Annotated in this window: 20 protein-coding genes and 1 other annotated feature (1 of these 21 running past the window's edge); of the genes, 10 read left to right on the forward strand and 10 right to left on the reverse strand. The window is 42.8% G+C overall.

The window, feature by feature from the left end; genetic code table 11:
• Positions 1–28 precede the first annotated feature (28 nt).
• From EL244_RS03155 to EL244_RS03175, 5 genes are all read right to left on the reverse strand, one after another.
• Positions 29–2,818, reverse strand: a complete 2,790-nt coding sequence (locus EL244_RS03155) for a M16 family metallopeptidase (protein ID WP_126458697.1) — start codon at positions 2,816–2,818, stop codon at positions 29–31.
• Positions 2,808–4,514 carry an ABC transporter ATP-binding protein/permease gene (locus tag EL244_RS03160; protein WP_126458700.1) on the reverse strand — a complete coding sequence of 569 codons (1,707 nt, stop codon included), beginning with the start codon at positions 4,512–4,514 and terminating at the stop codon, positions 2,808–2,810. The genes EL244_RS03155 and EL244_RS03160 overlap by 11 nt, the downstream gene beginning before the upstream one ends.
• 47 nt (positions 4,515–4,561) lie before the next feature.
• Positions 4,562–7,342: a TonB-dependent receptor gene (locus EL244_RS03165; protein ID WP_126458703.1), complete on the reverse strand. Its 2,781-nt coding sequence runs from the start codon at positions 7,340–7,342 to the stop codon at positions 4,562–4,564.
• 123 nt (positions 7,343–7,465) lie between these two features.
• Complete coding sequence (locus EL244_RS03170; protein ID WP_126458706.1) at positions 7,466–8,449, reverse strand: FecR family protein; 984 nt, start codon at positions 8,447–8,449, stop codon at positions 7,466–7,468.
• Positions 8,449–8,985, reverse strand: a complete 537-nt coding sequence (locus tag EL244_RS03175; protein ID WP_126436368.1) for an RNA polymerase sigma factor — start codon at positions 8,983–8,985, stop codon at positions 8,449–8,451. Before EL244_RS03175 ends, EL244_RS03170 begins: the two co-directional genes overlap by 1 nt.
• 165 nt (positions 8,986–9,150) lie before the next feature.
• Here EL244_RS03175 and EL244_RS03180 point away from each other — a divergent pair, with 165 nt between their 5' ends.
• Entirely contained in the window at positions 9,151–9,933 is a 783-nt protein-coding gene (locus EL244_RS03180) for an energy transducer TonB (RefSeq protein WP_039855640.1), read from the forward strand.
• A 25-nt stretch (positions 9,934–9,958) separates the two neighbouring features.
• Here the strand turns inward: EL244_RS03180 and EL244_RS03185 are convergent, their stop codons facing one another.
• Positions 9,959–10,717 carry an AhpA/YtjB family protein gene (locus EL244_RS03185; protein WP_006815878.1) on the reverse strand — a complete coding sequence of 253 codons (759 nt, stop codon included), beginning with the start codon at positions 10,715–10,717 and terminating at the stop codon, positions 9,959–9,961.
• A 159-nt stretch (positions 10,718–10,876) separates the two neighbouring features.
• On the opposite strand from EL244_RS03185, the gene serB reads away from it, so the two are divergent.
• From serB to nadR, 3 genes are all read left to right on the forward strand, one after another.
• Complete coding sequence (gene serB, locus EL244_RS03190) at positions 10,877–11,854, forward strand: phosphoserine phosphatase (protein ID WP_006815877.1); 978 nt, start codon at positions 10,877–10,879, stop codon at positions 11,852–11,854.
• Positions 11,855–12,504: 650 nt separating this feature from the next.
• Positions 12,505–13,887, forward strand: a complete 1,383-nt coding sequence (radA, locus tag EL244_RS03195; RefSeq protein ID WP_115163972.1) for a DNA repair protein RadA — start codon at positions 12,505–12,507, stop codon at positions 13,885–13,887.
• A 129-nt stretch (positions 13,888–14,016) separates the two neighbouring features.
• Entirely contained in the window at positions 14,017–15,255 is a 1,239-nt protein-coding gene (gene nadR, locus EL244_RS03200) for a multifunctional transcriptional regulator/nicotinamide-nucleotide adenylyltransferase/ribosylnicotinamide kinase NadR (RefSeq protein WP_112836153.1), read from the forward strand.
• A 49-nt stretch (positions 15,256–15,304) separates the two neighbouring features.
• Here nadR and ettA read toward each other — a convergent pair whose 3' ends face one another.
• Positions 15,305–16,972, reverse strand: a complete 1,668-nt coding sequence (gene ettA / locus EL244_RS03205; RefSeq protein ID WP_039855637.1) for an energy-dependent translational throttle protein EttA — start codon at positions 16,970–16,972, stop codon at positions 15,305–15,307.
• 437 nt (positions 16,973–17,409) lie between these two features.
• On the opposite strand from ettA, the gene EL244_RS03210 reads away from it, so the two are divergent.
• The 3 genes from EL244_RS03210 (at position 17,410) to trpR (ending at position 20,593) form a co-directional block, all read left to right on the forward strand.
• Positions 17,410–17,991, forward strand: coding sequence for an NleF caspase inhibitor (locus EL244_RS03210; protein ID WP_006815873.1), 582 nt, complete (start codon positions 17,410–17,412; stop codon positions 17,989–17,991).
• Between the two features lie 275 nt (positions 17,992–18,266).
• Positions 18,267–20,195: a murein transglycosylase gene (sltY, locus tag EL244_RS03215; RefSeq protein ID WP_126458709.1), complete on the forward strand. Its 1,929-nt coding sequence runs from the start codon at positions 18,267–18,269 to the stop codon at positions 20,193–20,195.
• Positions 20,196–20,275: 80 nt separating this feature from the next.
• Entirely contained in the window at positions 20,276–20,593 is a 318-nt protein-coding gene (gene trpR / locus EL244_RS03220; RefSeq protein WP_112836155.1) for a trp operon repressor, read from the forward strand.
• Positions 20,594–20,666: 73 nt separating this feature from the next.
• Here trpR and yjjX read toward each other — a convergent pair whose 3' ends face one another.
• On the reverse strand, positions 20,667–21,203 hold the full coding sequence (gene yjjX / locus EL244_RS03225; RefSeq protein WP_006815869.1) for an inosine/xanthosine triphosphatase: 537 nt from the start codon (positions 21,201–21,203) through the stop codon (positions 20,667–20,669).
• Positions 21,204–21,255: 52 nt separating this feature from the next.
• On the opposite strand from yjjX, the gene gpmB reads away from it, so the two are divergent.
• Positions 21,256–21,903, forward strand: coding sequence for a 2,3-diphosphoglycerate-dependent phosphoglycerate mutase GpmB (gpmB, locus tag EL244_RS03230; protein ID WP_126458712.1), 648 nt, complete (start codon positions 21,256–21,258; stop codon positions 21,901–21,903).
• A 55-nt stretch (positions 21,904–21,958) separates the two neighbouring features.
• Here the strand turns inward: gpmB and robA are convergent, their stop codons facing one another.
• Complete coding sequence (gene robA, locus EL244_RS03235) at positions 21,959–22,870, reverse strand: MDR efflux pump AcrAB transcriptional activator RobA (RefSeq protein WP_006815867.1); 912 nt, start codon at positions 22,868–22,870, stop codon at positions 21,959–21,961.
• A 187-nt stretch (positions 22,871–23,057) separates the two neighbouring features.
• On the opposite strand from robA, the gene creA reads away from it, so the two are divergent.
• The gene (gene creA, locus EL244_RS03240) at positions 23,058–23,561 is read left to right on the forward strand and encodes a protein CreA (protein WP_126458715.1); all 504 of its coding nucleotides are present in this window, start codon (positions 23,058–23,060) and stop codon (positions 23,559–23,561) included.
• 229 nt (positions 23,562–23,790) lie between these two features.
• Here the strand turns inward: creA and EL244_RS03245 are convergent, their stop codons facing one another.
• Positions 23,791–24,294 (reverse strand): phosphoribosyltransferase, encoded by a 504-nt coding sequence (locus tag EL244_RS03245; RefSeq protein ID WP_197721686.1) that lies wholly within the window; start codon positions 24,292–24,294, stop codon positions 23,791–23,793.
• An 853-nt stretch (positions 24,295–25,147) separates the two neighbouring features.
• On the opposite strand from EL244_RS03245, the gene thrL reads away from it, so the two are divergent.
• Positions 25,148–25,216 (forward strand): thr operon leader peptide, encoded by a 69-nt coding sequence (gene thrL / locus EL244_RS03250; RefSeq protein ID WP_108479263.1) that lies wholly within the window; start codon positions 25,148–25,150, stop codon positions 25,214–25,216.
• Positions 25,155–25,244 (forward strand) — a sequence feature (Thr leader region); it runs 31 nt beyond the window's last position. (Overlaps the previous gene by 62 nt.)

The following is a 25,244-nucleotide window of genomic DNA, read 5'->3' on the forward strand; positions in this document are numbered from 1 at the left end:
ATTTTCTGGTAGCTGGTTGTTAAACTGATTACGGGGTCATCATAAACACTTTCTGGTTTTGGCCTAAATATTGCTTAGTAAGCCGGTTAATATCTTGAGTACTGAGCTTCTCAATAATTGCTTGCTCTTGGGTGATACGTTGGAACTGTTTATCATCCGCTGCCACTTGAGCTAACGCTTCAGTCCAATAACTTGAGCTGTCTGTTACCTGCGAATTTTCCGTGAGCCAGATATTTTTGGCTTCAGTTAACTCTTTCTCTGTCACACCGGATTGACGAATTTTATCCACCGTTTTTTGGGCGATTTGTACCATCTCAGAAGCGCGCTCTGGAGACGTGGTAAAATTCAAGCGTCCCATATAATAAGGTTGCGGTCTTTTTGCTAACATTTGAGAGAATCCAAGGGCATAGATACCGCTCGCTTTCTCACGCAGTTCTCCACGTAAACGCTGGCTAACAATCGTATCAATTAACTGCATGGCTAATTGATCTTGCTGTGACCACTGGGCTGGTGCGGCAAATTGAATGCTGACCATGCTTTTATCGCTGCTACTGATGGGATATTGCTGATTAAAGCTCTCCATCTTTGGCATGATCCCTTGGTTACGCCATACCAACTTACCATCATGAGCTGGGATAGAAGCAACCCATTGTTCTAACAAAGGTTTCAGTTCACGGGCATTCATGGCTCCGGTGATCACCAACGTCATATCTGCCGTCGACGTTAATAATTGGCGGTTAGCTTGCTGCAATTGTTGGGCGGTGAATTGCTTCCAAGCACCTTGTGGTGAAATCACTAATAGCTCGCCGTGCTGATAACTTTGCTGATTAATATGATCGAGGAAAGTGCGTTCAACAGGCGTTTTTGCCAGATTTAATTCAAATGCTTGTTTCTGTTGTTCTAGCTTTGCACCACTAAATTGTGGAGTAGTCAGCTTTAAGTTAAGAAGTTTCAGCGCAGTTTCTAAATTATCGACTGGCGTTTTACCGCGATAACCGTGAGTCAGTAGCTCACTGTATGGTCGCACACTAATTTGATTTTGTTTTGCGAGCAAGGCTAGATCACGGGCACTATAGTTACCATAACCACTGGTTTCGGGGAGTTTTAACGCCCAATCGGTTAAACCTGCGGTTTGTGGGGTTTCTAAGGAGCGTCCACCGGGTAACTGTAAATTGAATTGAATATCATCTTTCAGATTTTTATCTGATTTAACAATAACCTTGATTCCATTACTTAATATCCATTGCTCTGTTTTGGCGATCGGTAAGTCAGATTCTTGTGCAATTGAGCCTTTAGTAACTGCGGGTAATTGCAAATTAATCGCCTGAGATCGTAAGGCAAAAGGACCCGGAGAGGTTTGGCGAATTTTCTGCCATTGTTCGCTAAAGGTGGCTTTATTAACACTGTTGGCATCGGTATCAGGGCCAATTAACGCTAAACGTGGAGAGGCAACCTGCAAAAGTGTTGCAACGTGACGTTGTAAATCTTGTGGCTTGATATCTTTTGTTAACTGGTAACTGTTATCTAATTGCTGGCGCTTATTCCACATTGGCATCTCATATTCGAGTGCGGTGGTCAGTTGTCCAGCCATATAGTCATTACTGTAACGTTGTTCGGAACCTGCTTGTTGGCTGAGTTTTTTCAGCATAGCTTGTTTTGCTGTGTCTAATTCTTGCTGAGTCACTGGCTCTGTTGCAAGACGCTGCAACTCCGTGAATAACACTTCAGTGGCTCCCGCATAATCATTGCCTTTTGGATGGATAATCATGAGTTGCTGGAGACGTTGATTATCCAGCATTGATCCCTGCTCATTGATACTGATAGACGGCAGAATGCCATTATCCACCATCACAGAAAAACGTTGATTTAGGATGGTTAACCATAAATTATCCATCAAATCTTCAGCTTGACCTTGGCGAGTATTTAGCGGTGCAGAGACATTTTTTTGCAGAGCAAACTGAACATAACGCGCTCCTTGCTCTTTATCAAAAATCCCTTGAACTAACATATTATTAGAATCGGTAAAGCGCTTCCACTCCGGTGAATCTTGGGAAATTTTTTCTGGCTTCGGAAGTGCGAATAAGGTGTTAACCTCATTGCGAACTGACGAAGAATTAAAGTCCCCAATAATCAATAAGCTCATACGTTGAGGCTGATACCACGTTTGGTAATAGTTTTTAGCTTGTTCAATGGGGGCTTGGCGAACCACATCGAGTGAACCAATCGGATTGCGTTCGGCATAGCGGCTACCGTGGTAGCGTAATTTTTCTAAGCTGTCATTGATGCGGTAACCCATTCCTTGGCGTAAACGCCACTCTTCGATAATCACAGGGCGCTCTTTTTCAAAAGCATCTGCATCGAAGGTCATATTCGCCGCCCAATCTGCCATGACCTGCAATCCACTGGTCACTTGCGCAGGTGTTGCATTAGGTAACGATAGTTTGTACAACGTGCTGTTTAAGCTGGTGATTGCATTCACATGGCTTCCTAATTTCAGTCCCTGTTGCTCCAACTGTTTAAAGCCAGTGGTTCCCGGGAAATGTTTAGTACCTTTGAATGCCATGTGCTCAGTAAAGTGCGCTAATCCTAGCTGCTGCTCAGTTTCTTGTAACGACCCCGCGTTGACTAATAAACGCAGTTCGACACCCGGCTGGTCTCGTTGCAGCAAGTAAACTTGTAAGCCATTATCGAGTTGATAATGTTGTAAGTCTTGGCGAACAGGCAACAACTGTTGCCCATGATTTTTCGGCGACATATTGCCAGCACAGCCACCAAGCAGCAGGGCAACAGCGGCAGCTAAAGTAATTTTACGAAACATATTCAGGGGTTCCTGTCATTAAAGGGGCATCATTGTGAGGCTCAGTTAAATCAACATGTTGATCAGCGAGCTGACCGACAAAGCGTTGATGACTCACTAACACAATGCTGCTTTCAGGGAGCTGGTTTTTCAGCAGTTGTAGCAGGGCTAACGCGCTGTTTTCATCTAATGCAGACGTGGTTTCATCCAATAACATCAGTTTTGGTCGGTTGAGTAACAAGCGGGCAAACATCACTCGCTGCTGCTCACCACCCGATAAGCGATTATTCCAGTCAGTTTCTAAGGCGAGCTGATGATGAAGTTTTTCTAATCCAACGAGGCTCAACGCATGTTGCAATTCAGCCTGTGAAAATTTGCTGGCATCTTGTGGATACGCTAACAAGTTATCGAGACGACTGACGGGGAGATATAGACGCTGAGGTAGCCACATTACGCTGTGAGTTCGCGTGATATCGCCATGAAAGAATGGCCAATGACCGCTTAACGTTCGTAGTAAGGTCGATTTGCCAATCCCTGAGCGACCGGAAACTAGCACTAATTCGCCAGTTTTGACATTGAGAGAAACGTTATCCAATAGAGGGCGATGGTCTGCGGTAAATAAGCTAACGGTCGCCTTGAGTGGTGATTGATTTTCTTCAATAGTGACTTCAGGGGTTTTATCATGCTCCAGTAAAACCACGAAATTATATAGACGAGCAACGGTTGCTTGCCATGCGGCAATTTCTTTATAGGCAAAAATAAACCAGCCTAATGATGTGGCAACGCTGGAGAATGCTTGGCGTAATTGCATCAACCCACCAAGCATTATTTCACCTGCCAAAAATTTGGGCAGTGCCAGTAATACAGGGGCTAATGCGGTCACTTGCTGATAGCCAACGGTATAAAACGAAAGGTTACGTTCACAACGAATGAGCTGGTTCCAGTTACGGATGATTTCGCTGAAACGACCCATTAATTCTTTACGATCTTGATTCTCACCCCGCTGTCCGGCGATGGCATCACCGTGCTGGCGGCAGTTAATTAAACTACTACGATAATCGGCTTCACGACGCTGTTTATCCATATGCAAACGACGTAATGGATAACCAATCAGTTGGGTTAGAGCGATCCCGAAGATAGTATAAATAATACATGCCCAGAACATATAGCCGGGAATGGTCCAAACACTGTCTGCGAAACTAAATGAGAGGCTGCCAGATAGCGTCCATAAAATGGCGGCAAAGGAGACCAGTGTTAGCATGGAGTGCAGGAACGTCACCAGCAAATTCAAGGTGGACTCAATCAGTAAGCGGATATCTTCCGCGATACGTTGGTCTGGGTTATCAGGTTCTTGGGAGGCTAATCTCAGCATATAGTGTTTACTATTACTGGATAACCAACGACTCAAAACTTGTTCGGTCATACCTTTACGCCAGCGGATAATAAGCATCTGCTTGAGGTAAGAGCCCATAACGACCACAAAAATTAGCCCACTGACTAAAATAACAAAATACTGCAATAGCCCGTAAAGAGCTTGTCCATCTAACTTTTGCAGAGCGTTATAAAAGTCACCATTCCACATGTTCATTTTGACATTGAACCAGACGGAGGAAAGGGTTAATCCCAGTGAGGCAAACAGTAATAGCCAGCACAAAAGGGCAGCACGCTGCCCCCAAAAAGGTGTTACTAAATAGAAAAATTGTTTAATAGTCTTCATCGCACTATTTCTTGGTTATGGTTTTTGACATTGCTCATTGGTATCGCTTAGAAGTCGTAATTCACTTGAAGCCAGAATTGACGACCCGGATCGTAAGATTTAATGGTCCTATTGCTGTAGGTAAAGGTATCTGCAACGTTTTTGTTATTCAGGACGTTATTGACTTCAACAGAGACACCAAATCCATAAGCAAAATCAGGTTTCCAGCCTAGGCGGGTATCCCATGTATATTTGCTTGAGTAATGTTGGTCAGTGTATCGACGAATTAAACCATACTCAGGATCGGTGTAGGTGCCTTCTCCATTTCCATAACGAACGACTTGGTCACGAGCTCCCCACCACTGTAGGCGGTTGTACCAAGTTAGGTCATAGTTATCCCACACACTGGTTAGCTCTAAGTTAACTTTGAAAGGGGAGTTGAAGCTTGTTGAAGGTAATTTTGAGGCATCAATGACTTTGCCATTATAATAAACTTTGTTTAGATTCAGGTCATTACGACCTTCAAAGTAGTTATAGCCAGAGTCTTTTGGAGTATTACTGTCTGTTTGTTGCCAAGTTAATGACGCCGTCATCACATGGGAAGCTTCCGCCCATTCCCAAGGTTGTGAGTTGTTAACAGATAATGTCACAGTATCATGTGAGCTACGCCCATCATTATCGAAAACTCGGATCTTGCTTTCAGGATCAAACATATCCAATTTTTTTGTTTTTGTACGGCTACGAACTTCATCATAGCCTTCGCGATGAACATATTGTAAGCGCCATGTAGTCGCAAGAATATCTTGTTGAAGCGCAAGGGTAAGTTCGTCGTTATATGGTGTTTTAAGTGAGTCTAAGCCTTCATAATCTTTCTTGTTTTCCCAAGTATTGATATTGGGGTTAACAGTACATACATCAGACATCATATCGCAGGTTTGCATACCACCATTTTGAGCACCGTATAATGCGTAGTTAAGCATGGAACGTCCATAATAGCGGTTGGCGCCCGCAATAATTTGGGTTTTTCCATTACCAAATACGTCATAAGTTCCTGTAAGGCGGGGGGCTATATTGGTACGGCTAACGAAGTCATCACGGTCAAGACGAATACCGGGGCGTAATGTGAGTCGACCATACTCGATAGTGTCATCTAAAAATAGTGCATAGTTGGTGTAATCAGCGGTGTATTTACCTGCTTTAAAGCGGGCGGCATTCCACAGCATCCCATTAAACATATCATCTTTATCAACGTTTCCTGTAAACGTGTATTGAATATAATCTTTGTCACGTTTATAGATGCCTTTTGTATAGCTGATTTCGGTTCCGACCGTTGGTTTATGGGTCGCTCCTAAACCATCTTCTAATGGATTAAAGCGCATGACAGCTTTCGCACTTTGACTTCTTTGTTGGGAAATAAGATCCCCTAAGCCACCACTATTGGCATCGACCATATTGCTGTAATCATTGTCAACGGCAGCACGAAGAATGACGGAATATTTTTGGTCATTATCGCGCTCATCTTTCAGATCTTGCGTATTGGCGGTGAGCTCTAATTGACCAAGACTCAACTGATGTTTATAAACGGCTGTTAGACCAAAACCATTATGCGTTGAGTCATAACCTGAATTCATCACAGATGAAGAGAAGAGGCGGCTTTGATACGACGCATAGTTAGCGGATAAATCTAGCGAGTTAACATCCGATAAATCAATCGAGTATTTTAGGAAATAGTTATCTGACGTTCTGTGCTGGTTTTTGGAGCCAGAAGCGAACTCAGTCATCTCAACTTCACCGTTCTCGATGACAGCACCAGCACCTCCCGTCACGGTCATCGGGATTGTCGAGCTACGGCGTGATGCGGAGAATACCACCCCAGAATTTTCGGTGACACCCAGTTCAAACCAACCACCAAAATCATTTTTATCATAGCGATTCTGGAAACGAGCAGGGTTTGCCGTGTCATTCTTGCTGGTATCAATGGCTTGGGTTGAATCGTGGAACAGATTATTCCAGCCAGAGCGGGTCAAGCGATAATAGGCGTGGGCGCTATTTTCACCTTGCCAGCGGCGGCTATTTACTTCAACGGTGCCCCCAGTAAAACCACCAAATTCCACAGGAATATTGTTATCGTAGACTGCCATGCTATCAATCAAGCGGCTATCAATGTAGATCCCTTGATCGCTACTGCTGAGCTTCGTTGCCGTTTCCCCTAAGCCATTATCGGCAGGGTCAAAGTCATTATTGAAACTGACGCCATCAAGGCGATAGGCATTTTGGTAGCTGCTCGAACCGTGAATAGAAATACGGGAAGGCTTGATTTCCCCTTGGTTCATGGAGTTACTATCGTTATTGGCAAATTGCACCGCAGGGTTGGTTTTCATTAAATCTGTGATGTTGCCGTCACCGGTGTTTTTTTGGCTAATTTCTTCTGCGGTGACATATTGTGGTGCCGACATCACATCCATTGATGGGTGATTTTGCACCGCGCCAGAAACTTGGGTTTCGGGCAGAACCAATGTGCCTTGGTTTAAATTCTGCGGGCGGATCACTAACATGCCATTTTCATTGACTAATTCTAACCCGCTACCAATGAGGATTTTTTGTAATGCGGTTTGCGGAGAATAAGTCCCTGATAATGCGGGGGCGCGTAAGCCGTTAAGCTGCCCCTTATCGTATAACAGTGCGACTTGCCCTTGACGGCTAATTTGCTCAATGGAACTAGCAAGCCCTTGTTCGGGTAGTGAAAACGTAAGTTCTTGAGCGATAACTGATTGGCTGACTAAGGCGCTAGCGACCGCCACTGACAGCGCAATCGGTTTAAATCGGCCGATTGTGAATTGAATTGCCATGGATATCCCTTATTCTTAAGCTGCACAAAAAGTGTGCGATAAAATGTTCAATAAAAAATGAAGCTACTTAAGAAGAGGGTGAAATGAGAATTATCCTCACCTGCAAATGAAAATATTTTTCAGTTATTTTTGTTTATTCTGAATAATCAATAGATTAGTTTTGTCTTGATAGACAACTTGTACAGGAAGCAATGAGGGAAGTGCCTGAAAAAAGGCTTCAGGACGCTGGAGATTTATTCGACCAGAGATTTTTCGAGCGGCTAATGTGCTTGGCGAAAGTTCAACATTGAAACTTGAATAGGTTTTTAATTCTGCAAGAACATCAGAAAGCGGTTTATCCACAAAAACCAGTTCACCGTAACGCCATCTCGCCACATCTTGGGGATTAACGTTACGTAACGCGATTTGGCCATCAACTTTCGGACTTACGGCACTTTGCCCAGCGAGTAAAAATACCGGTTTAGCCTCTTTTTGGCTTTGAAAGGTGACGATACCTTGGCTGACATTTACCGCGACTTGCTGCCCTTGTTTATTGACTTCGAATTCGGTTCCTACCACTTGGATCCGCCGTTGATCCGCTTGAACAATAAATGGACGATAAGGATTCGACTTTACCTTAAAGTAAGCGGTGCCTTGGTCTAAATACACTTGGCGAACTTGAGTCTCATAGGCGACGCGGATTCGAGTATTGTGATTAAGAAACAGTCGTGAGCCATCGGATAGAGTGACTTCTTTAGGGGAATCAGTGGCGGCTAATGTCATGTTATTTAATAACATGGACGGTAGGTGGCTATAGGGTAAAAAGAGTACGGCGGCAATAAAACAGGCGGCAACAAGATGACCCATTGGCTTCCAAAAAAAAGAAAGTTGGCGTTTGGGTATCGTGATATCAGTACTCGTCGGACGTGGCATTTCATCAAAATCTTGCCAAATTCCGGCGATAGATTCAAAAGCATCAGCATGAGCTTTCGAAGCTTGTAGCCAAGCTTTGAATTGCTGAGATTGCTGGTTGCTAAGCCGCTGGCTATGTACGCGAGTAAACCACAGCGCCGCGTCTTCATCGATGCGCTGTTGTTCATCCAGTTGCTGAGTTTTTGAGTCTGCCATTACTTATTATTGCCCTGATCTTCAAGGTGTTTTTTACAGTGAACTAATGCCGCAGCAATATGTTTTTCAACCATACTGATAGAAATTTCCATCCGTTCAGCAATCTCACTTTGCGATAAGCCATCAAAGCGATACAGCAAAAACGCTTCTCGACGACGAGGAGGCAAGAGATCAATGGCTTCACTTAACTGCGTAATACGTTGCTGATGTTCCAATATTTCACTGGGATCTGCCGCAGTTTGCTCGAAACTATGCTCATGAGCGACATCATCAATCGAAGTCGCTGATTGATTTTGTTGCTGATTACGTCGCCAATGGTCAATTAACACATTACTGGCAATTTTGAACAGATAAGCGCGGCTCTCTTTGACGGGATCCTCCGCTTTACGGTTCAGCCATAGTGTAAACACATCCTGTGATAAATCATCCGCATCGTTACTATTACCTAGCCGATTGCGGAAAAATCGCACAAGCTGGCTATGGGTTGATTGGTACGCCCCACTAATCTTGCGGGCAAGGGATTTATCGATAGTCATTTTCTGGTGTCAAAAGTGAAAGAGTTCAAATTATTTGCTCAAATTTACTTTGTAAAATAAATCAATACCTTGTAGTTACTATTGTTATTTTATTAATAATAATGAATATCATTTTGATTTGTATTATGCCTATAATCGGCGAAAAATAAAGATGTGAGGCAAAATATGAACAGCAGTATGGGTCAGCTGGATCGCCCAATTTTTCGTCCTCTGGGCGGTTTATTTGTTAGTCTTGTTTTCCATGGAACACTCGCAATGATTTTTATTGGATGGTTCACGTCGAATCTTCCGAGAACTGGGGTTTTGCCACCTGCAATCTCTTTGCAGCTGGGGCTATATCAGCTTGAACAGCAGAATGAGCCTGAGGTGAATAACGCCCCAAAACAGCAGATGGCGACGCGTGAGGAAATTCAACCTGAAGTCGTTGAAAAAGTAGAAAAATTACCCCAAACTCCCCTCGTAGATAATGGAACGTTAACCCGAGTTACCGAGAAAAAACGTCCACCGAAAAAGCAACAAATCCAAGAGAAAAAAGTGTTGGAAGACGCGCCGGTTTCCCCTCAAGAATCAATGGTGACTTCCGTGCCGACATCCGGTAGTGCATCGAATAACAGCGCTAATTTTTCCAGCAATGCTGCGGCAGCGGTGAGCGGCCATCAAGGATGGCAAAGTGAAGTCCATCAGCGACTAGCAAAATCCAAGCGTTACCCAAGAGCGGCATTGCGTTTTCGTTCTACAGGAGTATCGCAGGTAAAAATTATCGTTGATAACCATGGCGGGCTGGTGAGTGCGAGTTTGATTAACTCATCAGGAACTAAGATTCTGGATAAAGAGGCAATGGCGACTATCCAGCGAGCAGCGCCATTCCCTGTACCACCAGAAACGTTACTTGTTGAAGGAAAAGTGGAGCTAATTGCGCCGATCGTGTTCGATACGACGTCAATCTAGAGAATAAATGGGTTGTTTTTTTCGATTAATTTTCTGGTTTATTGACGTGTTTTTTTACCACTCGTCTGGAACGATGTGCACTCGGTTCCTTACGGCGTTTTCCGTGAGGACGTTTATTCGGTGTTTTTAGTGGGGGGCTGTTTTGTTGTACGGCTCCCTTGCCATTATCACTTTCATCATTCTCTTCTGGCGTGACAATTAACGGCTGCTGCTGACCTTTCTTTTTCTTCAAACGGAATAACGTATTTGCCAAGATAAATCCGATGCACAATGCTAATAATATAAAAGTGCGCATAATATTTGTGCTGTTATCGGTTTGTTGAGTATCTGCGATGAGCAATTCAGTATCGATAGTTAGGCGTAAATAGCCTTTCGGTTCTTTTTCCCCTTGAACGGGGACGACTAGCTGATATTGAAAATTTTGCAGTGCGACATTGCTATCGATAGCCAACCTTTCTTTGACGGTTGTAGGCTCACCGACTTGAGTGACTAGCACGCCTGCGGCAGTATATAAACTCGCATCTAAAATATATTTATCTCGGGCGAGATGATTAAGATTGGCATTAATTCGTTCTAAATTAAAATCTTTGCTGCCGGGAACCATATAATCGGATAAGCTGAATGCCACTTGCTCAGCTAATACCTGAGTTAATTGCTTAAATTGTTCCACTCGATTTTGATTTTGGCTATAGCCCAAGTATGAAACCCCATGCATCAGCAAGGTTACCAGTGCAACGCAAATAACGATAATAACGGTTTTGTGTAGCCTAAACGGGAGTTTCATAAGATTAATGGTGCTCTTTGTCTGTTTGACCGCAATGGCGTGAATAGCAAAACGATAACGTGCTGGAAAATCTAAGTATAGTAATTTTATTCAGGGTATACATTACAAAAAAAAGGTTGTGCCCACAAAAGTTTGTATCCACTACAGGAGCTAATTTTCATGTCAACGAGTTTGACCTATTGTTATCTGCCCGATGAAATCCAGAAATGGCCGGGTTTACCACTTTCACTAAGTGGTGAAGAAGTGATGCCATTAGATTATCGTGCAGGGGACACAGGGTGGTTATTATATGGCCGTGGTTTAGATAAAGCCCGGATCAGTGATTTCCAGCAGCGTTTAGGGATCGCTATTGTGATCGTCTCTTCTTGGCGCATTGATGACTATCAAGTTGTCCGCATCGCCGGCAGCATTACTCCTAGAATTAAAAAACTTGCCGATGATAGTCAATTGGATGTGGTGCCATTAGGTAAAATTCCGCGTTTACGATCTCCTGGGATCTTGCTGATGGATATGGATTCTACGGCGATCCAAATCGAGTGTATTGATGAAATTGCTCGACTAGTCGGTGTGGGTGAACAAGTTTCTGAAGTGACTGAGCGGGCGATGCAAGGTGAGCTAGACTTTACAGAAAGTCTGCGTGCTCGTGTTGCACTTCTCGAAGGTGCAGATGCTGCAATCCTCGATCAAGTCCTTGAAACCTTGCCACTGATGCCTGGATTGACCAGCTTGGTTCGCAAACTCCAAGCGATGGATTGGCATATTGCGATTGCGTCCGGCGGCTTCACTTTCTTCGCGGATAATTTGCGCCAACGCTTAAAACTGGTCGCGGCCGTGGCTAACCAACTCGAAGTGAAAAATGGCAAACTGACGGGGAAAGTTAAAGGCCCTATCGTGGATGCCAAATACAAAGCACAAACCCTCGTAAAACTGGCTGAAAAATTAGACATTCCACTGGAACAGACTGTGGCTATTGGTGATGGAGCAAACGACCTCAAAATGCTCAGAAAAGCAGGGTTGGGAATTGCGTATCATGCGAAGCCGAAAGTGTATGCGAGGGCGAAAGTGGGGATTAAGCATGCGGATCTCATGGGAGTCCTATGTGTCCTGAGCGGGGGGCTCAAGCACGAGGAACGCTAATTTTCGTCATATTTCGGATTGTAGGGGTGTTGGCTTCTTTCGGTTATCCTAGTCACATACTTGTGTATGCTCCTAGGAATATCCTCAATTGCCGCCTACCTACAACGCCGAACTATTTAGAAAATTTGTAGAAGTTAAAAACTAAAGAGTTTTCGTCATATTTCGGATTGTAGGGGTGTTGGCTTCTTTCGGCTATCCTAGTCACATACTTATGTATGCTCCTAGGAATATCCTCAATTGCCGCCTACCTACAACGCCGAACTATTTAGAAAATTTGTAGAAGTTAAAAACTAAAGAGTTTTCGTCATATTTCGGATTGTAGGGGTGTTGGCTTCTTTCGGCTATCCTAGTCACATACTTATGTATGCTCCTAGGAATATCCTCACTTGCCGCCTAGTCGTAACGTGAACTATTTAGAAAATTTGTAGAAGTTAAAAACTAAAGAGTTTTCGTCATATTTCGGATTGTAGGGGTGTTGGCTTCTTTCGGTTATCCTAGTCACATACTTGTGTATGCTCCTAGGAATATCCTCACTTGCCGCCTAGTCGTAACGTGAACTATTTAGAAAATTTGTAGAAGTTAAAAGTCAAAGAATTAAAGATTTAAAAATAAAGCGCTAAATATTTTTATTGGGTGATTAAGGAGTGGCTGTGGCGAAAGGTGCAAAAAGGGCATTTGTGTGTAATGAGTGTGGGGCGGATTATCCGCGCTGGCAAGGGCAGTGTAGTGCCTGTAATGCATGGAATACCATTACGGAAGTGCGCTTGGCATCGACGGCGGCGGCTCGTACAGATAGGCTGACGGGGTATGCAGGAAATGCGGCTGGCGTCAGTAAAGTCCAAAAACTGTCTGAAATTAGCCTCGAAGAACTGCCGCGTTTTACCACGGGATTTAAAGAATTTGACCGCGTGTTGGGGGGAGGGGTAGTACCGGGAAGTGCAATTTTGATCGGGGGAAGCCCGGGGGCAGGTAAAAGTACCCTATTGCTGCAAACTATGTGCTTGCTATCCCGAGAAATGAAAACCCTCTATGTGACTGGGGAGGAATCCCTACAGCAAGTCGCGATGCGTGCTCACCGTTTAGGGTTACCAACAGATTCACTGAATATGTTGTCGGAAACCAGTATTGAACAAATCTGCCTGACTGCCGAGCAAGAACAGCCTAAATTGATGGTTATTGACTCCATTCAGGTCATGCATATGGCGGATATCCAATCCTCGCCGGGTAGTGTAGCGCAAGTGCGTGAAACCGCCGCCTATCTGACTCGCTTTGCCAAAACTCGCGGTGTGGCGATCATCATGGTCGGTCATGTCACCAAAGATGGTTCACTGGCGGGACCTAAAGTCCTTGAACACTGCATTGACTGCTCGATTATGCTCGATGGGGATGCGGATAACCGTTTTCGTACTTTGCGTAGCCATAAAAACCGCTTTGGTGCAGTCAATGAGCTGGGTGTTTTTGCTATGACCGAACAAGGGTTAAAAGAAGTCAGCAACCCTTCGGCAATTTTTTTAAGCCGTGGGGATGAAGTGACGTCTGGTAGCTCGGTGATGGTGGTATGGGAAGGTACGCGCCCATTACTTGTAGAAATTCAAGCCCTTGTCGACCATTCTATGATGTCCAATCCACGCCGTGTTGCTGTCGGTTTAGAACAAAACCGTTTGGCTATTTTGCTGGCGGTGCTGCATCGCCATGGCGGGCTACAAATGTCCGACCAAGATGTGTTTGTGAACGTGGTCGGTGGCGTCAAAGTGACGGAAACCAGCGCTGACCTTGCGTTGCTATTATCTTTAGTGTCGAGTTTCCGAGATCGTCCTTTACCTCGCGATTTAGTGGTGTTTGGTGAAGTTGGACTGGCAGGAGAAATCCGCCCTGTACCGAGTGGGCAAGAACGTATTTCAGAAGCGGCAAAACATGGTTTCAAACGCGCTATCGTTCCCCATGCCAATATGCCAAAAAAATTACCGGCCGATATGAAAGTGTATGGGGTGAAGAAGTTGGCGGATGCATTAAGTATTCTCGATGAGCTCTAAATTATCGTCATGCTCCGCGCTGTCGCTGTCGCTTGCGCCTAGCGACAGCACGGATCATTTAGATAATTGTGAGTAGGAATGGTTGAAGAGCATCCTCATTAAGGCGCTCAAAGCGAAAGGACAAATAATATGGCTGAATTTGATTATCTAAAAAGTGCCATCAAGGGTGCTGGTTATACATTACAGCAAGTGGCTGATGCAACAGAGATGACCAAAGGGTATCTCAGCCAGTTAATTAATGACAAAATCAAAAGTCCGAGTGCTCAAAAAATTGCTGCACTTCATCGTTTCTTAGGCTTGGAGTATCCCATCCAACAAAAAACGATTGGCGTGGTATTCGGTAAATTTTATCCGTTACATACGGGGCACATTTATTTGATTCAGCGAGCGTGTAGCCAAGTTGATGAGCTGCATGTGATTTTATGTCACGACGAGCCTCGCGATAAAGAGCTATTTGTGAATAGCTCCATGTCTCAACAGCCTACCGTGAGTGACCGACTGCGCTGGTTGCTACAAACCTTTAAGTATCAAAAAAATATTCATATTCACTCATTTGATGAGCAAGGAATTGAGCCTTATCCTCACGGTTGGGAAGTGTGGAGCGAAGGAATGAAAGGCTTTATGAAAAAGCACAATATTCATCCTAGCTTTATCTATTCTGGTGAGTCAAATGATGTTCAACGTTATAAAAAGCACCTTGGGATCGAAACTATCTTGATTGATCCTGAACGCACCTTTATGAATATCAGTGGAAATCAAATTCGTCAGGCGCCATTCCGTTATTGGGAATATATTCCAACCGAAGTGAAGCCTTTCTTTGTACGTAAAGTGGCAATTTTAGGTGGCGAATCTAGCGGGAAATCAACGTTAGTGAATAAGCTGGCGAATATTTTTAATACTACCAGTGCGTGGGAGTATGGGCGCGATTATGTCTTCAGCCATTTGGGTGGCGATGAGATGGCGCTGCAATATTCTGATTACGATAAAATTGCGTTAGGGCATGCCCAGTATATTGATTTTGCAGTGAAGTATGCGAACAAAGTTGCCTTCATTGATACGGATTTTGTCACCACTCAAGCATTTTGTCTGCGTTATGAGGGTAAAGAGCACCCTTTCGTGCAGGCATTGATTGACGAATATCGTTTTGATTTGGTGATTGTTCTGGAGAATAATACGCCGTGGGTGGCGGATGGGTTACGTAGCTTAGGCAGTGATAAAGACCGTATGGAGTTTCAAACTTTATTGATTGAGATGCTGAAGAAAAACAGTATTGATTTTGTCCATGTGGAATCCTCTGACTATGACTCACGTTTCTTAGAGTGTGTTTCGTTAGTTCAGCAATTACTGATGCTAGATAACTCAATGTAATTAAAAAAAACGGCACCCAAAGGTGCCGTTTTTTGATCATAAAAAGGGACTATTTAGTCATCTTTTTATACTTGATACGGTGTGGTTGCAACGCATCAGCACCTAAAGTACGTTTCTTGTAATCTTCGTACTCAGAGAAGTTACCTTCGAAGAAGGTAATGTTGCCTTCATCTTGGTAATCGATAATGTGAGTCGCGATACGGTCAAGGAACCAACGGTCATGGGAAATAACCATTGCACAGCCTGGGAATTCTAACAGGGCGTTTTCCAGTGCGCGTAAAGTTTCAACATCAAGGTCATTGGTTGGTTCATCGAGGAGCAGCATGTTACCGCCAACTTGCAGCAGTTTTGCTAGATGTAAACGACCACGCTCACCACCAGATAGCTCACCGACACGTTTACCTTGGTCAATGCCTTTAAAGTTAAAGCGACCAACATAAGCACGGCTTGGGATCTCAAAGTTACCGATACGCATGATATCTTGACCATTGGAAATCTCTTCCCATACAGTTTTGCTATCATCCATCGCATCACGGAACTGATCCACGGAAGCAATCTTCACGGTATCACCCAACGTGATTGAGCCAGAATCCGGTTGTTCTTGACCTGAAATCATGCGGAATAGGGTTGATTTACCCGCACCGTTCGGACCGATGATCCCCACGATCGCCCCTTTCGGGATCGAGAAGCTCAGATTGTCGATCAGTACACGATCCCCATAAGATTTACTCAGGTTTTCAATTTCGAGTACTTTGTCACCCAGACGTGGTCCAGGTGGAATAAACAGCTCGCTGGTTTCGTTACGTTTTTGGTATTCGACGCTGTTAAGCTCTTCAAAGCGAGCCAGACGCGCTTTACCTTTCGATTGGCGGCCTTTAGGATTTTGACGGATCCACTCAAGTTCTTTCTCGATGGATTTACGACGAGCAGCTTCAGTTGACGCTTCTTGCGCCAGACGCTCATCTTTTTGCTCCAACCAAGAAGAGTAGTTACCTTCCCAAGGAATACCTTCACCACGGTCAAGCTCGAGGATCCAGCCTGCGACGTTATCGAGGAAGTAACGGTCATGGGTAATTGCCACAACGGTGCCCTCGTAGTCATGCAGGAAGCGCTCTAACCAAGCTACGGATTCAGCATCCAAGTGGTTAGTCGGTTCATCGAGTAGCAACATGTCAGGTTTTTCTAACAGTAGGCGGCAAATTGCCACTCGGCGGCGTTCACCACCAGAGAGGTTTTCAATTTTGGCATCCCAAGCTGGTAAGCGTAATGCATCCGCGGCACGCTCAAGTTGGTTATCCAAATTATGGCCATCATGAGCGGCGATAATTGCTTCTAGCTCACCTTGCTCTTTGGCTAATTTATCAAAATCCGCATCAGGATCGGCATACAGAGCATAAACCTCATCAAGACGGTTTAATGCTTGTTTCACTTCACCTACAGCTTCTTCAACCGCTTCACGTACAGTGTGCTCAAGGTTCAGTTTTGGTTCTTGTGGCAGATAACCAATTTTAATGCCTGGCTGAGGACGTGCTTCCCCTTCAATATCCGTATCAATACCCGCCATAATGCGCAGTAAGGTGGATTTACCAGCACCGTTAAGACCTAAAACACCAATTTTAGCTCCAGGAAAGAAGCTCAGAGAGATGTTTTTTAAAATATGACGTTTCGGTGGAACAATTTTTCCCACTCGATACATGCTGTAGACGTATTGAGCCAATTTATCTTACCTTTTGTTTTATAAGAAAAAATTAAATATTTTTCATCTATGAGACATATCAGGGACATTTATCGCTAACTTTAGCATTTTAGTACTTCAACCTGGCAACTTATGTGCTCAGAGGGGGAATTCCCATAGACAGTAAAATCATTTGTGCCTAACTGTAATTGTTCTTGTACCTAAGTCAATAATTTCCCATATGAGAGTGCCATATCGATCAAAATTTTGTCTGTTGTTGCGATCAAACCATGAGATTGTTTATGACGCAAAGGATGGCGTTTCGTGCAATTTAGTAATCATTAACTCGTTTAAGATGGGAGCGATAACGGGATAAATAGCATGTTTTAAGCATGGTTTATTAGCGTTATAAAAATATGGACTCATTTACTTATCATTGTGTTTTTATACTGAAATAAATCTGCGTAAAAGGAATTAATATGTTTTCAGCTAATATTTCTCATCGTCATTCTGATTTAATTGATTTTAGCGATGTATCCACTCAAGGCAATACAAAAACCAATGGCTTTAATTCTTCAACGACAGTGAATGAATTAAATGCTTATCACTTATTGGATTCATCACAACAAAATGAAGTGGATAGTATGATTAATGCTTATTCAATATCGAATAAGGAACAACGAAATCAATTAAGTAGCAAAATAGATAAAATTGTTGATGATTTATTTGAGATTCGAAATTCGGTTTATCAGTTTATCAATGAAGGAACGGATAGTGTTCGCGGGGAATTCAAACCGGGGAAGAACGCTAATGATAGAGACCACTATATTAGAATGTTAGTGGCTTTTAATACGATAAACAATGGAATTGAAAAAGTGAGAGAAGACAAAGGGTTTGCAAAATGTGATGTCGATGTCAGTCTCCATCTCCACCACTCTTCTTCAGTATATGGAGACCTGCAATCATTGAATAAATTATTGAGTGAAAATAGCATGAGAGCTGATTCAACGGCTCATCTTCCGAACCTAACGTATAATAAAGGCGAACTTCAATTTGGCTAAATAGCAATCTAGGTATTATTTCTAGAACGGGAATACAGATAAATATCCCTATAATTCACGCCAACACATTTTGTTGGCGTGATGATGTTGGTTTTTCTAGCGCCTTCAACCGCCCCGCCCCCCCGCACTAATGAGTGTAAAAGTATTGTAAACTCGATAAATTCAAGAAATCTCCACTGTCACTGGCTGAAAACTTTAGGTAGCATTAATATTATTGATACATGTAATTGATGCTTTGGGTATGTTTGAGGTTTATCTCTAACAGGATTTAAGCGATGGAGCGGGTAAATATGAAAGGTTGGTTAGCGGCAGTTCCAGTGACGATGCTGTTAGTATCCACAACAGTTTGGGCGGATTCTATACAGGCACAACGTGAACGTTATCAAGCGATTAAGCTCGCTTGGGATGCCAATAAAATGGATGAAGTGGAACGATTGTTACCAACCTTACAGGATTATCCACTCTATCCCTATTTGATTTACCGTGAGCTGTCCCAAGATTTGGATATTATCTCCCCAAGACAAGCTCAAGAATTCATTAATACCTATCCGACGTTACCTGCCGCAAAAACACTCAAAAACCGTTTTGTGAATGAGTTAGCACGTCGCCAAGAGTGGAAATCATTACTGGAATTTAGCCCTGAAGCTCCTCAACCAGCAGAAGCGCAATGTAATTTCTATTTTGCAAATTGGGCAACGGGAAATAAACAAGTTGCGTGGCAAGGTGCTGAAAAATTATGGCTCAATGGCCATTCGATGCCAGCTTCCTGCGACAAATTATTTAATGAGTGGGAAAGGGAAGGCTACCTATCGACCGATATGATTTTGGCGCGCATTCATTTAGCGATCAAAGAAGGAAATACGTCAACCGCAACTTATCTTGCTAAGCGTCTTCCGAACAGCTATAAAACGGTCGCAGATGCGTTGGTTAAATTGCAAAATGATCCGGCATCGGTAGTGGCATTCGCCAAAAACCTCACACCAACAGATTTTACTCGCCAAGCGACGATAGCGGGTTTTAGTCGCTTTGCACGTCAATCACCGGATGAAGCGCGTGCCGCTTTAGCGGGAATTAGTTCTGCCCAGAAAATGAATATGGCAGAAACCCAGCAACTCAAAGATAGCGTAGCATGGCAATACATGGGGGATGTAACCCCTGAGCAGGCAATGTGGCGTGATGAAACTATCCGTGAAACGAATTCAGCAACCTTAAAAGAGCGCCGCGTGCGCTTGGCCTTGGGGCAAGGTGACAAAGCGGGCGTCGCAACGTGGTTGAAGCAACTTCCTAATGAAGTGAAAAATAAGGAAGAGTGGCAATATTGGCAGGCGATGACATTAATTGATCAAGGTAAAACCGCAGAAGGGGAAACACTACTGCGCCAGTTAACGTCAAAACGTGGTTTTTATCCAATGGTTGCGGCTCAGCAGCTGAAAATGGATTATCCCGTGTATGTGAATAAAGCCGTACAACCGGATGAAAGTATTCATAATATGCCGCAAATTCAGCGTGTACGTGAATTGATGTATTGGGAAATGGATAATCTTGCGCGTTCCGAATGGATTAATTTAGTCTCTTCGATGTCTGCTAATCAGCAGGAGCAGTTAGCGCGCTATGCCTTTAACAATAAATGGGCAGATCTCAGCGTTCAAGCCACGATCACGGCGAAGTTGTGGGATCATCTGGAAGAGCGATTCCCTCTTGCATGGGAAAAGCAATTTAATACTTATACTCGTGATAAAAGCATCCAGAAAAGTTATGCAATGGCGATTGCTCGTCAAGAAAGCGCATGGAACCCTCAAGCACAATCTCCTGTGGGCGCAACGGGCTTAATGCAGTTGATGCCAGCAACAGCAAAACATACTGCGAAAAAGCAAGGTATTAGCAACTATGTGAATACCAGCCAACTGACTAACCCAGTCATGAATATTGAACTCGGAACTGCCTACTTAGATGATGTTTATCAACAGTTTGGTAATAACCGTATTTTAGCCAGTGCGGCTTATAATGCGGGGCCATCACGAGTGAATCGTTGGTTAGGTAACAGTGCAGGGCGTATTGATGCAATTGCATTCGTAGAAAGTATTCCATTCTCCGAGACCCGTGGCTATGTGAAAAATGTACTGTCTTATGATTTATTTTATAAGCATTTCTTAGGGGAGAAAGGGAATGTGTTATCTGCTTCTGAATGGAATATGAAATACTGATTCTTATTTTATTTTTAACTATGACGGATAGCGTTCTGTGCTATTATTTGTACTAGTTTAATAGTATGGAAGGTAAGGCGATGACTGTAGAATATACCCCTGATCCGGCATTAACCGCCGATGAGAATGCAGATTGGCAACGTTTTGTGGAACTGCTGCAAATGGCATTTGAACAAAATATACAGCATTCAATTCTTCAGCTATTACTCACTCCGGATGAACGGACAGCGCTAGGAACTCGAGTGAGGATAGTGCAAGAGTTGATGCGAGGTGAAATGAGCCAACGAGAGTTAAAAAATGAGTTAGGTGTTGGGATCGCAACCATTACTCGTGGGTCGAATAGTTTGAAATCAGCACCGATTCCGGTCAAAGAGTGGCTAGAGTCGAAATTACTTTAGTCTTATTTAACCAAAAAGCAGGGCTCCCAATGATTGAGAGCCCTGCATGCATTTTAAATTGTTTCGGGTATAATTAATCGTCTATCTGGTTTAGCTCTTTATAAATTTCGTGCTTAATAGGAACTAAGGCAAGTATTAAGGCTTGTTGATAAACACTGGTGCGCGTCAGAACGCCATTGGTGAAAAAGCCAATAGCGCCACCTTGTTGCTTGATATTATCAATACCGGTTAAGAATGCCATTTCGTCGCCAAGCTCACGCCCTTCACGGATCCCCGCAAGAATTTTTTCTGGGATCATGATACTGGCAGAACGAGATTCTCCACGAATTTGGCTGTGTTCGATAACAATCCAAGCGAATGTCATATCATCTTCGACGCCAGCTTCAATACCGACCCAAAAGTCAGCTTCTGGGCGAACTTGTCTCGATGCCATCACTCGTTGTCTTGCACCTGTACGGGTTTCATTATTACCGATAGGTTGCTGTGGAACGCTGCTATCGACATTAATATCTTCAATTTGATAACTGCCTGGTCCAAAAACAGCATCGAAAGCAAGATGAATTGCTTTAATTTTGGCAGGATTAGTCGTTGCAGCTATAACTTGGTACATTAATTATTTTCCTTTGAACACATACTTTGCACAGTAATAACGGAACACATCTATGTTACAGGTTTATCTTGTTCGCCATGGCGAAACTAAATGGAACGTTGCTCGTCGCATACAGGGTCAATCAGATAGCCCTCTGACGGCTCTTGGTCGTAAACAGGCGGAACAAGTCGCCAATCGGGTCAAATCAGAAGGTATTACCCATATTATCACTAGTGATATGGGACGCACACGCGAAACTGCACAAATTATTGCGGATGTTTGCGGTTGTGAAATTATCACAGAACCGCGTTTACGTGAACTAAATATGGGCGTATTAGAACAGAGAGAGATTGATTCACTCACCGAGCAGGAAGAGCAATGGCGTCAGAGCTTGATCAATGGCGCAGATGGTGGACGTATTCCTAATGGTGAATCAATGGATGAATTGTTTACGCGCATGTTTGCAGCATTGAATCGTTGCCTTGAATTACCTGAAGGTAGCCGCCCATTGCTGGTTAGCCACGGTTTAGCGCTAAGTACCTTATTAAGTCGTATCTTAGGGGTTCCTGCTAATTCACCGCGTCGTTTACGATTGCGTAATTGCTCCCTTTCTCGAGTGGATTACCAAAATAGCCCATGGTTAGCCAATGGCTGGATCGTAGAAACGGCGGGAGAGGTAACCCATTTAACACAGCCTGCCTTAGATGAGCAGCAGGGTTAATGGTATAAAAAAGGCGTTTTCATAGAAAACGCCTCAATCACCAAAAAGACCTATTTTATTGTGCGTACTGTGTGCTATCTATTTTGATAGGTACATAGTAGCTGAATGCATCAATATGGGTTTTCGGATCACTATTGCTCACATCATCAATCTCAACATCTTTAATTTTGTAATGCTCAATATCATAGCCAGGGCGACGAGTTAGGTTTAGCTTCGGCAGATAGATACCATAAATCTGATACAAAAATTCTTGTAGTCTTTCTCTATTTGCTTCACCACTGAAATTGAACTTCACATATTCCCCTGCGGGAATGGTGATATGGCTGTATTGCGTATTATTGAAACTTGCATCTTCAGGTTTGACCGCTGTGGTATAAAACACGGTCTGCTCATCTTCTTTTTCAGCATTGTGAATAGCGTGATGTAAGCCAAAGACTTCAGATGCTACGCTGGTGGTATGTTCTAGGTAATAGCGCCAGAATGATTGACGCATTTGCGAACAGGCTGTTGACCACTCCTCTAAGGCGTAGGAGCAGCTTTGTTCTAAACCAACCAATGATTGTTCCGGTATCTGCACAAATTCATAATTCAGAGGGTGGTGATCATTCAACAAGATAGGTGGACAGATACCCGCGGCACACCACTCTTCAGTGCGGCGATAAAATGCCGGAGTTAGGTTAAATTGTTTTTTAAATGCACGAGTGAATGTCTGTTGTGAATCAAATCGGTACTGTAATGCAATATCAAGGATGGGACGGCTGGTTAGGCGCAGTGCTACAGCCGCTCGGGACAGGCGTCTTGCGCGAATATAAGCACCGATAGCTTGATCGGTTACATCCTTGAACATTCTCTGTAAATGCCACTTTGAATACCCCGCTTTAGCGGCAACATTATCTAATGATAATGGTTTATCAAGGTTATCATCTATCCAGCGAAGAAGATCGCGAATAATATTAGTTTGATCCATGGATATCCCCAAGCAATACGACTCACAGGACTGATATGAGTTATCAATGATTCGCTATTCTATAACAAGTTATCTTTTTCGTTTATAGTAAATGCGGTGTATTTAAGATTTAGTTACAAAACAGAGTGATCATCATTTTTATTATATTAAGATGCTGTAGTTAATTAAGCTGAAAAGGGAATACAGAATGCGTTTTTCTAGATTAAAAAATTACGCCTTAGGCGATACCATAAAAAAACTCGTTATCGCATCATTACTATCGACATTCTCTTTTGCCACGGTGGCTGAAGAAATTGGCTCAGTGGATACGGTATTTAAAGTATTTGGTCCGGATCATAAAATCGTTGTCGAAGCTTTTGATGACCCCGATGTAGATAATGTAACGTGCTATTTAAGTCGTTCTAAAACAGGTGGAATTAAAGGCGGTTTAGGCTTAGCCGAAGATACGTCGGACGCTGCAATTTCTTGCCAGCAAGTGGGCCCCATTGAATTGACTGATCGTGTAAAACGTAACCCACAGAAAGGGCAGGTCGTTTTCCAAAAGAGAACTTCATTAGTCTTCAAAAAGCTGCAAGTGGTGCGTTTCTATGATCCAAAACGCAATGCGTTAATCTACTTGACGTATTCGGATAAAATGATTGATGGCTCACCAAAAAATGCATTGAGTGCAGTGCCAGTTATGCCTTGGTAACGATATAAATGCAAAAGGCACTTTTTACAGTGCCTTTTGATTGTGCAATGTGAAACGACATTTTTACAACCTGTTAGTTGCCTTATCCGCTCTCTAAGGATGTGATTTCTGACCCTTACGGTCTGGCTACACACGCGCAGCGCGGGCGACGTTCGATAATTTATAGAGCAGGGCCGCTCATACCAGCTCTTATGGGTATCCTATCGATTATGACTATTCGAGGCAATTATTATTTTTTACTTGAGCCAAATAAGGTGAGAGCCTCAATATTAACGATTGGATATCGTTGTTTTAGTAACTTAAATGCCGCCATCAATGAGGTACCTGTTGTTACCATGTCATCAACAAGTAAAATATTACAGGGGACAGATATATTGCTGGGTATATTTCCCCAAGTTAGCGGATTAATATATTTTCTTAACTTGACCCGAGTAATTGATTTTATTTCAAAAGGTGTTTTGGGTGAGTTAAATGAAATAAATCGTTTAATATCTTCATGTAAGGCGGAGCGTTCGGACGATCGTATGGGTAAATTATAAAGGCTATCAAGTGTATGTTGTGCGCTATTTTTTATTATTATGTCGTGATGATACTCACCAATTCCTGAATGTTTGATTACTTTCTTAGCAAATAAAGCTGTTAAATTACTAGATGATGGTAATGGAATAAGCCAATCCCATACAAAACCAGCGGCGAGAAATTTTGGCAATATTTGTCGATAGCTTTGATACATATCAAAATCAATTGTAGCACGTTAACAAAGATTGTTAGGTAGAGAATTATACCAAATTTAGATTACTCTGAGGTATCGAATTGAGGTAAAAAATAATAGTTTTAAAAATAGATAATGTTTTTATTTCATGAGTATATGGATGAGAGCCCGCATAGTTATGGGGTACTCACTACTGAAATTTAACTTAAGGTGGTTGAAGGAACGTTTTTTTACTGTAATTTTTTTTCTAAAAATAAGGAAGAGTAAAATCAATTTTATTAATCTAAAATCGCGTAAAAATAGCAATTCTGGTTTTTTATAACTCAAACTAGGGGATTACACCTATTCACTTTGAATTATTTCCTTTTATTTTACGAAAAATTAACAAATTGATTAAGAAATATCTGAATTCTATTTTCTTCTTTATAATAAATTTTATGACTATTGAGTAATCAATTAATGGAATTGATTTGTGACTTGGTAAGGTGATTTTATGGTTGGCATCAATATTGATGAAAAATAATTCAAGATAAACATAGATTTTCAAAACCGTGTTTATCTCAATATTTTGATTACCTCTGAGCTAGCAATGACAGATATCAATAATTAGAATTTGACTGTTTATTGAACAATAAATGCATCCACTATTGAAATAATATTTAAATCTGACAACTCAATGGTGATTGGTTTTTATTTCTGGATTATGGAGATTTTGCCTGTTTTTATACAGGAATATTCCCTAAAGCTAGGTGATCTTTAATCTAGCGAAAGGACGGAATTATGCGAGTTAGAGCAAATAAATTTGACATTTTTCAACAATTACTTTAACCGTATAGGGAGAAATTAAATGTTCCCAATGAGACAGACAGAATTTATGCGTAACATCAGCCTGACTACGATTATTACCACCACCACCGTAACCACAGGAAACGGGGCGGGCTGACGCATCCAAAAAATAAAAATGAAAAAGC

This window comes from Providencia rustigianii (assembly GCF_900637755.1).
GTDB classification, from domain to species: domain Bacteria; phylum Pseudomonadota; class Gammaproteobacteria; order Enterobacterales; family Enterobacteriaceae; genus Providencia; species Providencia rustigianii.

Bases quoted from the DNA above. Each gene is read 5' to 3' on its own strand.
- serB (WP_006815877.1), top strand. From the start codon at position 10,877: ATGTCAACGAGTTTGACCTATTGTTATCTGCCCGATGAAATCCAGAAA.
- yjjX (WP_006815869.1), bottom strand. From the start codon at position 21,203: ATGTACCAAGTTATAGCTGCAACGACTAATCCTGCCAAAATTAAAGCA.
- EL244_RS03155 (WP_126458697.1), bottom strand. From the start codon at position 2,818: ATGTTTCGTAAAATTACTTTAGCTGCCGCTGTTGCCCTGCTGCTTGGT.
- nadR (WP_112836153.1), top strand. From the start codon at position 14,017: ATGGCTGAATTTGATTATCTAAAAAGTGCCATCAAGGGTGCTGGTTAT.
- EL244_RS03175 (WP_126436368.1), bottom strand. From the start codon at position 8,985: ATGACTATCGATAAATCCCTTGCCCGCAAGATTAGTGGGGCGTACCAA.
- sltY (WP_126458709.1), top strand. From the start codon at position 18,267: ATGGAGCGGGTAAATATGAAAGGTTGGTTAGCGGCAGTTCCAGTGACG.
- EL244_RS03180 (WP_039855640.1), top strand. From the start codon at position 9,151: ATGAACAGCAGTATGGGTCAGCTGGATCGCCCAATTTTTCGTCCTCTG.
- robA (WP_006815867.1), bottom strand. From the start codon at position 22,870: ATGGATCAAACTAATATTATTCGCGATCTTCTTCGCTGGATAGATGAT.
- creA (WP_126458715.1), top strand. From the start codon at position 23,058: ATGCGTTTTTCTAGATTAAAAAATTACGCCTTAGGCGATACCATAAAA.
- trpR (WP_112836155.1), top strand. From the start codon at position 20,276: ATGACTGTAGAATATACCCCTGATCCGGCATTAACCGCCGATGAGAAT.
- EL244_RS03210 (WP_006815873.1), top strand. From the start codon at position 17,410: ATGTTTTCAGCTAATATTTCTCATCGTCATTCTGATTTAATTGATTTT.
- gpmB (WP_126458712.1), top strand. From the start codon at position 21,256: ATGTTACAGGTTTATCTTGTTCGCCATGGCGAAACTAAATGGAACGTT.
- EL244_RS03185 (WP_006815878.1), bottom strand. From the start codon at position 10,717: ATGAAACTCCCGTTTAGGCTACACAAAACCGTTATTATCGTTATTTGC.
- EL244_RS03245 (WP_197721686.1), bottom strand. From the start codon at position 24,294: ATGTATCAAAGCTATCGACAAATATTGCCAAAATTTCTCGCCGCTGGT.
- EL244_RS03165 (WP_126458703.1), bottom strand. From the start codon at position 7,342: ATGGCAATTCAATTCACAATCGGCCGATTTAAACCGATTGCGCTGTCA.
- EL244_RS03160 (WP_126458700.1), bottom strand. From the start codon at position 4,514: ATGAAGACTATTAAACAATTTTTCTATTTAGTAACACCTTTTTGGGGG.
- EL244_RS03170 (WP_126458706.1), bottom strand. From the start codon at position 8,449: ATGGCAGACTCAAAAACTCAGCAACTGGATGAACAACAGCGCATCGAT.